The following is an 11,701-nucleotide window of genomic DNA, read 5'->3' on the forward strand; positions in this document are numbered from 1 at the left end:
CAAAAATTCAGGCGTTGAGCAAGGAGAGGGGGATGGGGAAGTTATCAGTTATCAGTTATCAGGAGCAAGGGGAGATGAGGGAGATGGGGAAGCTGGGGAAGATGGGGGAGATGAGGGAGATGAGGGAGATGAGGGAGATGGGGGAGATGGGGGAGCAATTTCCTGATCAAAAAAGGACAAATGACGAATGACAAAGGACAAAGGACAAATTAGGTCTGAATGACACGATGACCAATATCTTTACGATAATACATGCCCTCAAACTCAATACAGTCTATCGCCCGATAGGTGGCTGCGATCGCGCCCTCCAATGTTTCACCCGTTGCTGTCACCGCTAAGACGCGCCCGCCATCAGTTAGCAGTTGTTCCTGCTTAAACTGAGTTCCGGCACAAAACACCATAGCCCCCCGTTCCTGGGCTTGTTCAATCCCACTAATAGCATGACCCTTTTGATAGGTCCCCGGATATCCTTGCGCCGCCGCCACCACGCAAGCCGCCGCCCCAGATTGCCAGCTAATTGGCGGAAATTCTGCCAGTTTCCGCCCGGTACACGCCAAGAGCAACTCGTGCAGGGGCGTTTCCAACAACGGTAAAATCGCTTGAGTTTCTGGGTCACCAAAGCGACAATTAAATTCCAGAACTGTGGGATTACCTTGAGGCGTAATCATTAATCCGGCGTAAAGAACACCGCGATAGTCAATTCCTCGTTCCTGCAACGCTTTAACTGTGGGTTGGAGAATGTCTTGTTCAATCCGTGCCATCAAGCTAGGATTCACCAGGGGAGAGGGAGCAAACGCGCCCATCCCTCCCGTATTTGGACCCGTATCTCCTTCACCAATCCGTTTATGATCTTGAGCGGGTAATAAGGGACGAATCGTGATGCCATCGGTTAGTGCTAAGACGGACACTTCTTGACCCATGACACATTCTTCGATGACCACAGCATTAAACTTATTCTTAAACAAGAACTCAACCGCCGCCACCGCTTCTTCAATGGTTTGAGCCACTGTTACCCCTTTTCCGGCTGCCAAACCATCTGCCTTGACGACAATTGGGGCATCTTGCTGTTTCAGGTATGCGATCGCTTCATCCTTATCGGCAAACATAGCAAACCCAGGAGTGGGAACGCCAGCCGACTGCATCAACGTTTTCGCCCAAGCCTTACTCGATTCAATTTGGGCACCCGCTTGAGTCGGACCAAAAACCACTAAATTTTGACGACGTAGGTAGTCGGTAATCCCCAACGCCAACGGGAGTTCCGGACCTACAACCACTAAAGAAACATTATGAACCAAAGCAAACCGAGCAATTCCGGCAAAATCATCCACTCGTAAGGACAGATTCTGACACTGGGGATTTGTCGCTGTACCCCCATTGCCAGGAACACAGATTACTTGTTTAATGCGTTGAGATTGCAACAGTTTCCAGGCGAGGGAATGTTCGCGTCCCCCATTGCCAACCACCAAAATCTTCACGTTAGCCTCGCGCTCCCGAAGAAATGAACGTTAAATTAGACACTGCCATAAAGCAGGGGGTACATCGGCTTGCGCTGTACCTATGAGTGTGTGAGTTGAGCAAATGTTCTCCATTATGCCATGGGATGTCCCCTGATGAAGTGCGGAGGGGCTCTAGGTGCAGGGGAGTGGAGATGGGGAAGATGGGGAAGATGAGGGAGAGAATTTACAAAGGACAAATGATAAAGGACGAATGACGAATAACTTATCGCGACAGGGGTTTGGGGAGGTCGTAAGACCCACGCTGTAATCTGTGATGAACGCGCTGGGATACATGACTTCCCAAGGTCAATTTAGGTAACTCAATGTTACCCTAAATTGACATTTAAAGCTGAACGGTTAGCCAGTAAATTTTGTATAATAGGGGTATGCTGACCTTTAACTATCGCTACCGAATCTATCCGGATGCCACCACTGAACAACGGTTAATTGAGTGGATGGAGATTTGCCGCCGTGCATACAACTATGCACTGGGGGAGATAAAGGATTGGTGCAATAGTCGCAAATGTTTTCCTAGGTTTAAGAAGGTTGGGCAGTTCAAATCATTGCTGTTTCCACAGTTTAAGGAAAATCCAGTAACGAACCTCCATTGTTGATGCCAGAGGCACTTCTCAGGAGTGTCCTGAATGTAAAGGTGAAGTCAAAAAAGACCTGAGCGTCCGGATACATGATTGCCCTCACTGCGGCTATCAAACCGATAGGGATGTCGCCAGTGGTCAAGTAATCAGAAACCGAGGAATAGAACTAATTAGTCCCGCAGGACTTGTGGGAAAGGAAACTGCCTGTGCAGCCGATCTACCGGGGGTTGGTGAAAACCAAAACCAATCTAGGCAAGTGGCGCAACCCCGAAAGGGAGTAACCAGGAAATCCCCAAAGTGATTTGGGGAAGCCCACACCATAATTTCCAATTTGGTGTGGGAGGATGTCACCCTTTTTGCTGTTGATAGCGCTGTTTAAATTCTTGCTGTCGTTTTTTGTGATCCACGATGGGTTCAGGATAGCCACAACTTGAACGTTCATCTGCTGGAATTTTTCCTGTAACCAAGTCTTTAGTATCCAGTGAACTCAACTCCGGTAACCATTGGCGAATATATTCCCCATCTGGGTCATATTTTTGTGCCTGACTTGCTGGATTAAAAATTCGCAAGGGTTTTGGGTCCATTCCACTAGACGCACTCCATTGCCAGCCACCATTATTCGCCGCTAAGTCACCATCATATAATTTTTGCATAAAATAGTTTTCGCCCCACTGCCAGTTAATAATCAAGTCTTTGGTTAAGAAACTGGCAACAATCATTCGACAACGGTTATGCATCCATCCCGTTTCATTTAATTGGCGCATGGCAGCATCAACGATAGGATAACCTGTTCTGCCTTCACACCACGCTTGAAACAGGGTTTGATTATTGTCCCAAGGGAAATCTTGAAAGGTGTCGCGATAGGGTCCTGTTGCTAATTCCGGGAAGAAATAAAGGGCATGTTGATAGAATTCTCGCCAAGCTAATTCCTGTTTCCAGGTTTGAATACCATCACGAGTTTCATCGCTACGGCTGCGTTCTATAGCTGTTTGCGTCGCTTGCCAAACTGTGCGAATTCCGATCGCACCAAATTTGAGGGCGGCGCTGAGTCGGGATGTGCCATCAATAGCGGGGAGATTGCGTTGGTGTTGGTAGTCGTCAATCGTGCGATCGCAAAATTCCTCTAGTCTCTCTTTCGCGGCTTTCTCTCCCGGTTCCAAGAGGAGAGGATTGTCCCAGGTAAACCCTAACTCTTTCGCCGTAGGTAACTCAATTGTGCCAACTTTCTTGACCACATCCTGTTCTGTTTCAGTCAATCCTTCAGCATTTTTTAAGGATTCAGCGGGGGTGGCTTTAGCTTGGTCTTTCCAGTTTTTCCAGAAGGGGGTATAAACTTTGTAAGGATTACCGGAATTGGTGCGAATGTCTCCGGGGGCGTGTAAGAGTTGATCCCAGAACTGTTCAACGGCAATCCCTTTTTCTTCTAGGGCATCTTGTATCGTGCGATCGCGAGTTTTTGCATAAGGTTCCACATCCCGATTCCAGACTACTGTTTTGGCGTTGAGGGCGTCAGCTAGGGCGGGAATTCCTTGACTGGGGTTTTGATGCAGGATTAATAATTGACTCCCGGCTTCAACGTAGCGTTGTTGTAACTCCTGCAAGCAGCCAATCATATACGTGACTCGTGCTGGGGCGATATCATCACGTTCTACAATATTCGGATCAAGGCAAAAGACTCCTATCACCTTCTGGCTTTTTTGACAAGCCGCAGCCAGACCAATATTATCAGAAATTCGTAAATCACGGCGATGCCAGAAGAGAATCAGATCAGTCATGAATGATGAGTTTTGAATTTGTCGGGGCGGGTTTAGCCTTTCTCATTTCGCTGTTAATTATAACGTTTATTCAAAACCCGCCTTGGCTGAGTAGAGACGTTGCATGCAACGTCTCTACAATGTTTGCCACACAACCCCCTCACCCCCTGGTGGGATGGGCTGGGGGTGAGGGGGTTGTGGCTTAATTTGACACGCATGCATGACTGACGTGCGCCCCTACGATTTCTGGGATATCTTCAAAAACAATTAAAAAATAATTAACCCACTATTGCTGCAAAAACGGACGCGCTAGGTAAAAGCTACAAATCGATTTCGCATCAACCGCATCCCCCCCATGAATTGCTTTTTCTAATTGTTCGGGTGTCATCAACACCGTTTCTAAATCTTCATCCATATCCAATCCTGGCGGTGTCTGCAATTTCTCTAAATCTTGCGCTAGAAATGCGTAAATATATTCATCAGAATATCCTGGTGCTAAGGGAAAACTCCCCAAAGATTGCCAACGGTGCGCCCGATATCCGATTTCTTCCTCGATTTCCCGTTGAATTGTGGTTTCAGGATCTTCTAAAGGTTCCACCGTACCCGCCGGAAACTCTAATAACCGCCGTTGTACCGTAAACCGATATTGACGCACGAGAACCAGTTTCCCCTCTGGGGTAACAGGAACCGCTAGCGCCCCACCGGGGTGACGCACGCATTCCCAGTCGCCTTTGGCTTGGTTGGGAAGACGCAGGTGATTAACTTCAAAGTTAAATTTGCGTCCCTGATAAACAAAGCGTTGTCTGAGTAGTTGAGGGGGTTCTTGACCTTGAGGCATGTCTAACTATACGGGGTGAACTCCAGAACAGTCTACCGTGTAGACTGAACTTGTAGAAACTTATGGGTTCAGTCTTTCACACTGGATTGACCAGTATTGGCGGCACGGCGCAGCTCACTACTCCCTCGACGGTGAACGCCTCTGGGAGATACTTGCGGATAATTTGGATACTTCCATTGATGTCCGCATTAATCAAACGTCCCTCACTTGACTTAAACAAACCTCTTTTGACTCGTCTCCCCAAATAGGCTGATTGCTTATAGGGAGCCTCTAAGTCTAAGGCTGATGTTTTTGAAGTATAACTTTCCTCTTGAATGACTACCTTGATGCCTATTAATTCACACTTATAGGTAATCTGGTCGATTAACTTGGCATGAGGAATATTAACAAACTTCTGATTATTCCGTTTGCCCAGATTAACCTCTTGTTTCCAGCCTTCATTTTTGCCGATGACTAAAGTGGCGATCCCAAGCTGTTTTAGCTTATTGGCTAGCAGTGTATAACGGGAACCCGTTTTAAAGAAGTGTTGACGGCACAAATAATTAGCCCCGTTGTACAGATTCTTTGACTTAAATGCCAATTCATCGGCTTCCTTCCAATAGGCATGATTCCGGTTTATGATGTGTCTTTCCACCATTTTCATGATTGCCCTCCAACAACTTTTAGTTGTCTTTCTTTGCGTCTACCTGCCGACCTCTTCCCATATATTTTTAACGACTTCAACCAGGATGTGGTCAACGTTGTATTTGCGGTTAACGCAATACTCTAGGATTCTAGTTTTCTGCCTGTCTAAGTCGCCTTTGCTCTTTTGGTCGTGACTTGAAACCCTTACGTAACGGAACATTTGAGAGTTCAACGACCTGTGGATAAATGCGTCCATCTGAGAGTTCAAACTCTGTTTTGGTCACTCTCACAATACGAACTTCCTCTTCCTGTTTCATGGAACTTATGTACTACCACAGTGTCCAGCAAGGCTTGTGTTGTTGCTTACCCCTCCCCATTGGCAGAAGTTTCTTAGATTTTACTATATATCTACAATTTTCTACAATTTTGCCCCCAACAGTTCAAAACCCTTTGTACGAGTTTTGCGATCGCACATCCGGATTTTGGTTCGATCCAGTCGGGGGCAATTTCGGCTAAAGGAACCAGGACAAAGGCTCGTTCCGTCATCCGGGGGTGGGGGATTTGTAGGGTAGGAGTGTCTATTATTAAATTATCGAATAATAAGATATCTAAGTCTAGGGTTCTCGGTCCCCATCTTTCCCGCCGTTCTCGCCCGAATTGGTTTTCGATGCTGAGAAGGGTTTGTAATAAATCGTGGGGGGTTAGCTGTACCTCTAGAATCACACAACCATTGAGATAATCCGGCTGCGGCGGACCCACGGGGGCGGTTCGATACCAGCTAGATTGAGACGCGACCGTGATACCGGGAGTTTTCGCTAACATGACTATAGCCGCCTCTAGGATGGCACGGGAATCCCCCAAGTTGCTACCTAGCGCGATCGCAGATGGTTGAGATTGTGACACGATACGCCCCTGCTGTTAAGTTTATAGATTACCAGAGAATCGACAAAGCTTTTGCCGCGATCGGATAAATTAATGCACGAAGAACAAATCCTCGGTCTTTGGTTAGCGGGTCCCAAGGGAACCGTTTACTCCCTAGCGATGAGTCCCGATGGCAAAACTTTAATTAGTGGTGGCGGTGATACAATTGTGCGCGTCTGGGATTTAAGCAATGGAGAGGAACTTTCCTGTTTTAGAGGTCATTCTGACTGGGTGCATGGAGTAGCCATAAGTCCAGATGGTCAAACCTTGGTGAGTGGGAGTTTTGATCGCACATTGAAAGTGTGGAACCTAAAAAATGGGCAAGAACTACACACTCTAGAAGGTCATTCGGATCGAATATATTGTGTAACGATTAGTCCTGACGGACAACGAATTTATAGCGGTAGCCAGGATACAACCATTAAAGTTTGGGATATTAACAACGGTACTGAACTGCACACTATAACTGAACCATCAGACTGGGTGTATTCCCTCGCCATCAGTTCAGATAATCAACGATTAGTTTGTGGCTGTGCTGATGGTACTATCTGGATTAGTAATCGGAAAATCCTCACCGGTCATGCAGGTAGCGTTACCTCAGTGGCGATTAGTCCCAATGGGACAACATTGGTGAGTAGCAGTATTGACAAAACGATTAAACTCTGGGATTTGCGAACAGGAGAGGAAATTCGCACACTGACAGGTCATGCGGGAACCGTTACTTCAGTGATAATTAGCCGAGATGGACGCCGAATTATTAGTGGAAGTAACGATAAAACGGTTAAGGTTTGGGATTTACAGACAGGGGACGTTTTGCATACGATTAGTGATCACATAGAAGCCGTTTTAACGGTTGCAATTAGCCCAGATGGACGGACAATTGCCAGTGGTAGCCAGAATGATGTGATTAAAATTTGGGGAATGAGATAGTTTTTCTTTTTGTGTCGGGGCGGGTTTCCTTTTATCGTTTCTGACATTACCCAGATGCAACTAACCCGCCCGTTTTTAGGTGTGGGTTTAGCCATTCAAACTAGCCTCTAACTGATAAACGTTCAACAACACTCGTCCTTATTCATAAATCAGTGTTCTGAAACAGGGGGTTGAGTAAAGGGCGACCCGATAAAATTTAGTGGACACCGTTGTTGATTTGTGCAAGCGGGTCGCCCCTACACGAGAAATAAAGGTGACATCCTCCCTAGTTAATCCGAATCTTATATTATCTAATCATCAGGGTAGAAGGGTAAAAAGGTAAGTTTTTTTAGCAATAACTACAGGTATGATAGATGAACGACACAGCCGGACATAATATCAAAACCATAAGTACCTTGACGAATGACCAAGGACGAATGACGAATGACGAATGACAAATGACAATTACTGTTGAGTAATCACCCGCACTAAAGTAGCAGTATCAAAGACATCGGAAGGATAATACACCGTCTCATAATCATCGATCACGATTATCGCTTTTTTCGGTTGACTATCCTCTCCACCCAATTGCTGCTTAGCGACCTCGGGATTATTGAAACAAAACCAAACTTGGCGATCATCGCCCCGAAATCTGGGTAACTGTTTGGCGGCGGCTTCATCAACAACAAAACATGGGATCTTGGTGTTTCCTGGAAGCTGGTGATGAGATTCGTAAGTCCCAGTGATAGCAATTTGACCTCGAAATTGGACTCGCCCAATTACACCATACTCAGGTAATGAGTCAGCTTGAACTGAGACAACTTCCAGACCCATAAATTCCTCGCCTGGTTCGAGTTGACGGGGGTCAAAATGGTTATCAACCGCTTTCAACTCAAAGGATAAGTCTTTAGTCGGTGTCGGGGATGGATTAGTCTTAGCGGCTAATGCAGCCGTACTCCCTAAGCACAGAAGTGAAATAAGTGCGATCGCGGTGGTATTTTGACGCATGGGTAAATAATCTCATTGAGAGTGAATCGATGAGGCTACACTATCGATCATGACTCTATATTCGCTAAACTGACGAGCTTGTGCATCACTCTACAGGATCAAAATTAGGGAGGTTCCTCAAAATTGTTCCTAAAGGATATCCTCGGCATCCGCAGCCAACACCTGATCGACCGTTAAACTAAGATTAGTAGGACTTACGCAAAGGCTCTATATGTAGGGTGGGGAATGTAGGGTGGGGAGAGCGTAGCGTAACGCACCATTACCACTATAGTTAGTATAGCTGCGTAAGTCCTGATTAGGAAATGTTTGACAGGGAATAGTTTCTCCTGGCAAATACTCACATCGTCATCACTAATCACCAATGATAGTCCTTGCCAATATCGCTGCCCCACAAATTCTAAATATGACAGGTAATGTCGCAATTATTTTCAGTATTATTCCTGTCGAAGCTCTGGTTATTTTGAGTTTATTCAAGTTCCGCTCAAAAGTTAAATTCGGCATATATAAAGTCATAATAATGACTCTAGTTGCCAACATTGCCACATCAATTATAGGTATTCCCTTCGCGTTTAATAATATGTACGCTGGCAGTCCAGGAACGGCTGTCTTTAGTTTACCTTTTTTCTTTCTATTCTCTTGCTTAATTGAATGGAGCTTATACATTTCTCTATTTAAACCTAAAAATAGTCGGAATCCAGAGGGGAAGTTATTTCTAGCTACTTTTTTGAGTAATTTAGCTAGTTACGCCATTTTTTTCTTCGTCTTACTTCCAGTTAGCTACCCATCAAATTTATTTTGGCAACCCAATCCGAAACGCGCCCATTTGGAAGCTAAACAGGTAATTCCTGCTATCTTAAGTTACCAATATGACTTCTATAGTAGAAAATCACAATTTGCTTCTACATTTAAAGAATTGACGGGTTCTACTGAAAATTATCCTTTTGGTCTTTCCAAGACTCAATTGATGAATGACCATACAATAGAAAATAAATTCCACAAATTCAAACTCTCTGCTGACCTCGATCAAATAACTGTAAAAGTTACGGCAAAACGCGAAACATTCAAAAGCTACACGGCAATCATCGTGGTAGCTAACGAGAAATCCGAAAATGACTTGGCGCGTGGGATTTGCCAAACCGATCACGATCAACCCTCTATAGTTCCTCCAGATAATCCTCAACTCATAGAAAATAAAATTCAATGCCCATCGGGTTCATCTTTTTTAAGACCCTTTTAAAAAGAGTTGTTGATTTGTGCAAGCGGGTCGTCCCTAGGGAAAATTTCAAGGTGAAATACTCCAGAGTAAACTGGGATTGAGTATTATAAGATCACGGGGATATGTTAGGACATTTCTGGGCGATGGATTATTTGCCGCACCCAAAATTTGGGCTATTTGCTATACATTGTTCCTAAAGGATATCCTCGGCATCCACCACCAACACCTGATCAACCGTTACACTAAGATGAGGAAATGTTTTACAGGAAATAGCTTCTCCGGGCAAATACTCACATCGTTATTACCAATTACCAATGATAGTCCTTGCCAATATTGCTGTCCCCAGACTGCTCACACTAACGGGAAATGTCGCAATTGTTTTCAGCATTATTCCTGTCGAAGTCCTGGTTATTTGGAGTTTATTCAAGTTCATTTTTGAAGCAAAATTAGGACTGTCTAAAGTCTTAATTATGACTGTAGTTGCCAACATTGCTACATCAATTATAGGCTTTCCCTTCGCGTTTAATAGTGTTTACGCTAACAGATCCGGGTTATCGGGCTGGCTTTCCTTGGGCTTGTTTTTATTGTCTTGGTTAATTGAATGGGTCTTATATATTTATCTATTTAAGCCTAAAAATATTCGGAATCCAGAGGCTAAATTATTACTATCCGCTTTTTTGAGTAATTTAGCTAGTTACGCCATTTTCAGCTTCGTCTTACTTCCAGTCAGCCACCCATCAAATTTATTTTGGCAGCCAAATCCGGAACGCGCTCATTGGGAAACCAAACACGTAATTCCTATAATTTTGGGATACCAATATGGATTCTATGATGAAAATTCACGATTTGCTTCTACCTTTAAAGAATTGACGGGTTCTGCTGAAAATTATACTTTTGTTTTTCCAAAAACTCAATTGATGAATGACCGTACAATAGAAAATGAATTCCACCAATTTAAACTCTCTGCTGACCTCGATCGAACAATTGTAAAAATTACGGCAAAACGTGAAACATTCAAAAGCTACACGGCAATCATCGTGGTAGCTAACGAGAAATCCGAAAATGACTTGGCGCGTGGGATTTGCCAAACCGATCAACCCTCTATAGTTCCTCCAGATAATCCTCAACTCATAGAAGGTCAAATTCAATGCCCATCGGGTTCATCTTTTCTACATTGAATAATCAAATCATGAATTTTAGCATTCCTGGTATGCCTAAAAATAAGCGGTATATTTTACCAACTGTTTTAGGATTGGCACATGGTAGTGCTGATGCAGCCGCAGGTTTTCTCCTGGCTACTTTATTGCAAACGCTATCCTTAGAAAAAAGTAGTTTTCTCATCTTACTTTACAACGGATTAGCCTTTGGGTATCAACCCATAGTCGGGATGATCACCGATAAACTCAAACGCCCCCGTATTGCTATTTCCATGGGATTACTGCTACTGAGTCTGGCGCTAATTTCAGCCAATTGGCAACCCCAATTCGCGATAATTTTAGCGGGAATCGGTTCAGCCGCGTTTCATGTTGGCGGGGGGGCGATAGCGGTTTGGGTAACGCCTCAATCCACTCTGGGCGCTGGATTATTTGCTGCACCAGGGGTAGTAGGATTAGCGGTGGGTGGTGGGTTAGGATTAGCCGGATATGAAGGGACAGGGTTACTGGTATCGCTACTTTGTATGATCATGATAGCGATCGCGCGAATACCTTTGCCTAAACTCCCCTATCGTCAAACTTCTGATCCTGACTCGGTTCAAGAATCGGCGGTTGTGGATCAGGATTTAGTCTTGCTGATATTATTGAGTGCGATCGCGTTAACGTCTCTCGTTTGGACTAGCTTGGATTTTCTGCTACAGGGTAATATTCCAGCTTTAATTGCGATCGCGATCGCCGCCGCTATTGGTAAAATTTTGGCAGGAATTTGGGCAACGGCTTGGGGGTGGCGATTGTGGACAATGGGAACTTTAGCCCTCTCCAGCCTGTTACTGGTACTTGGCGGACATCATCTATTTACCTTACTGCCAGCCGTGGCTCTATTACAATCGAGTATCCCAGTTACATTAGCCGCCACAGCCCACCTGATGCCAGAACAACCCGCCACAGCCGCCGGATTTGCTTTAGGATTAGCGATCGCGATCGGTGGTATTCCCGTGATGGGTGGGTTGGGCGAGATCATCAGTTTATCAGTAATTTCTGCGGCGTTGGTGATAATAGTTATGCTGTTATTACTATGGGTGTTTAGCCGCAAAGTTGGGTAAAAGGGTAGCAGGATAGGAAAGATTGTAGGGGCGAGTCGCCGGATTACTGGAAATGAGGTAAGCTGTCATGCATTTAAATTGG

At 45.0% G+C, this 11,701-nt stretch carries 13 protein-coding genes; 6 read left to right on the forward strand and 7 right to left on the reverse strand.

Going from position 1 to position 11,701, the window contains the following annotated elements:
• Window positions 1–209: 209 nt before the first annotated feature.
• A complete protein-coding gene (gene purD / locus RIB93_RS19375; RefSeq protein ID WP_446374658.1) occupies window positions 210–1,475 on the reverse strand; it encodes a phosphoribosylamine--glycine ligase in 1,266 nt (421 codons plus the stop codon).
• A gap of 407 nt (window positions 1,476–1,882) precedes the next feature.
• Here purD and RIB93_RS19380 point away from each other — a divergent pair, with 407 nt between their 5' ends.
• On the forward strand, window positions 1,883–2,110 hold the full coding sequence (locus RIB93_RS19380) for a helix-turn-helix domain-containing protein (protein ID WP_446374660.1): 228 nt from the start codon (window positions 1,883–1,885) through the stop codon (window positions 2,108–2,110).
• A complete protein-coding gene (locus RIB93_RS19385; protein ID WP_446374772.1) occupies window positions 2,103–2,393 on the forward strand; it encodes a zinc ribbon domain-containing protein in 291 nt (96 codons plus the stop codon). Before RIB93_RS19380 ends, RIB93_RS19385 begins: the two co-directional genes overlap by 8 nt.
• Before the next feature lie 46 nt (window positions 2,394–2,439).
• Here RIB93_RS19385 and RIB93_RS19390 read toward each other — a convergent pair whose 3' ends face one another.
• The 5 genes from RIB93_RS19390 to folK all read right to left on the reverse strand — a co-directional run bounded on the left by RIB93_RS19390 (window position 2,440) and on the right by folK (window position 6,211).
• Complete coding sequence (locus RIB93_RS19390; protein WP_446374662.1) at window positions 2,440–3,867, reverse strand: FAD-binding domain-containing protein; 1,428 nt, start codon at window positions 3,865–3,867, stop codon at window positions 2,440–2,442.
• Window positions 3,868–4,132: 265 nt separating this feature from the next.
• Complete coding sequence (locus RIB93_RS19395) at window positions 4,133–4,684, reverse strand: NUDIX hydrolase (protein WP_446374664.1); 552 nt, start codon at window positions 4,682–4,684, stop codon at window positions 4,133–4,135.
• 76 nt (window positions 4,685–4,760) lie between these two features.
• On the reverse strand, window positions 4,761–5,327 hold the full coding sequence (locus RIB93_RS19400) for an IS200/IS605 family accessory protein TnpB-related protein (protein WP_446374666.1): 567 nt from the start codon (window positions 5,325–5,327) through the stop codon (window positions 4,761–4,763).
• Between the two features lie 39 nt (window positions 5,328–5,366).
• Window positions 5,367–5,564 (reverse strand): recombinase family protein, encoded by a 198-nt coding sequence (locus RIB93_RS19405; protein ID WP_446374668.1) that lies wholly within the window; start codon window positions 5,562–5,564, stop codon window positions 5,367–5,369.
• Window positions 5,565–5,716: 152 nt separating this feature from the next.
• Complete coding sequence (gene folK, locus RIB93_RS19410; protein ID WP_446374670.1) at window positions 5,717–6,211, reverse strand: 2-amino-4-hydroxy-6-hydroxymethyldihydropteridine diphosphokinase; 495 nt, start codon at window positions 6,209–6,211, stop codon at window positions 5,717–5,719.
• Window positions 6,212–6,283: 72 nt separating this feature from the next.
• On the opposite strand from folK, the gene RIB93_RS19415 reads away from it, so the two are divergent.
• Window positions 6,284–7,159, forward strand: a complete 876-nt coding sequence (locus RIB93_RS19415) for a WD40 repeat domain-containing protein (RefSeq protein WP_446374672.1) — start codon at window positions 6,284–6,286, stop codon at window positions 7,157–7,159.
• A gap of 444 nt (window positions 7,160–7,603) precedes the next feature.
• On the opposite strand, the gene RIB93_RS19420 is transcribed toward RIB93_RS19415, so the two are convergent.
• Complete coding sequence (locus RIB93_RS19420; RefSeq protein WP_446374674.1) at window positions 7,604–8,146, reverse strand: hypothetical protein; 543 nt, start codon at window positions 8,144–8,146, stop codon at window positions 7,604–7,606.
• A gap of 361 nt (window positions 8,147–8,507) precedes the next feature.
• Between RIB93_RS19420 and RIB93_RS19425 the strand changes: the two genes are divergently transcribed.
• The 3 genes from RIB93_RS19425 to RIB93_RS19435 all read left to right on the forward strand — a co-directional run bounded on the left by RIB93_RS19425 (window position 8,508) and on the right by RIB93_RS19435 (window position 11,619).
• Entirely contained in the window at window positions 8,508–9,383 is an 876-nt protein-coding gene (locus RIB93_RS19425; protein WP_446374676.1) for a type IV pilin-like G/H family protein, read from the forward strand.
• 293 nt (window positions 9,384–9,676) lie between these two features.
• Complete coding sequence (locus RIB93_RS19430) at window positions 9,677–10,540, forward strand: type IV pilin-like G/H family protein (RefSeq protein WP_446374678.1); 864 nt, start codon at window positions 9,677–9,679, stop codon at window positions 10,538–10,540.
• Window positions 10,541–10,551: 11 nt separating this feature from the next.
• The gene (locus RIB93_RS19435) at window positions 10,552–11,619 is read left to right on the forward strand and encodes an MFS transporter (RefSeq protein WP_446374680.1); all 1,068 of its coding nucleotides are present in this window, start codon (window positions 10,552–10,554) and stop codon (window positions 11,617–11,619) included.
• Window positions 11,620–11,701: the final 82 nt, after the last annotated feature.

This window comes from Coleofasciculus sp. D1-CHI-01, from assembly GCF_040218875.1.
Lineage (GTDB): Bacteria > Cyanobacteriota > Cyanobacteriia > Cyanobacteriales > Coleofasciculaceae > Coleofasciculus.

What these genes read in the sequence shown, in the direction of transcription:
- RIB93_RS19380 (WP_446374660.1), top strand. Translation starts at nt 1,883, where the DNA reads ATGCTGACCTTTAACTATCGCTACCGAATCTATCCGGATGCCACCACT.
- RIB93_RS19390 (WP_446374662.1), bottom strand. Translation starts at nt 3,867, where the DNA reads ATGACTGATCTGATTCTCTTCTGGCATCGCCGTGATTTACGAATTTCT.
- RIB93_RS19395 (WP_446374664.1), bottom strand. Translation starts at nt 4,684, where the DNA reads ATGCCTCAAGGTCAAGAACCCCCTCAACTACTCAGACAACGCTTTGTT.
- RIB93_RS19400 (WP_446374666.1), bottom strand. Translation starts at nt 5,327, where the DNA reads ATGAAAATGGTGGAAAGACACATCATAAACCGGAATCATGCCTATTGG.
- RIB93_RS19405 (WP_446374668.1), bottom strand. Translation starts at nt 5,564, where the DNA reads ATGGACGCATTTATCCACAGGTCGTTGAACTCTCAAATGTTCCGTTAC.
- RIB93_RS19415 (WP_446374672.1), top strand. Translation starts at nt 6,284, where the DNA reads ATGCACGAAGAACAAATCCTCGGTCTTTGGTTAGCGGGTCCCAAGGGA.
- RIB93_RS19420 (WP_446374674.1), bottom strand. Translation starts at nt 8,146, where the DNA reads ATGCGTCAAAATACCACCGCGATCGCACTTATTTCACTTCTGTGCTTA.
- RIB93_RS19425 (WP_446374676.1), top strand. Translation starts at nt 8,508, where the DNA reads ATGATAGTCCTTGCCAATATCGCTGCCCCACAAATTCTAAATATGACA.
- RIB93_RS19430 (WP_446374678.1), top strand. Translation starts at nt 9,677, where the DNA reads ATGATAGTCCTTGCCAATATTGCTGTCCCCAGACTGCTCACACTAACG.
- RIB93_RS19435 (WP_446374680.1), top strand. Translation starts at nt 10,552, where the DNA reads ATGAATTTTAGCATTCCTGGTATGCCTAAAAATAAGCGGTATATTTTA.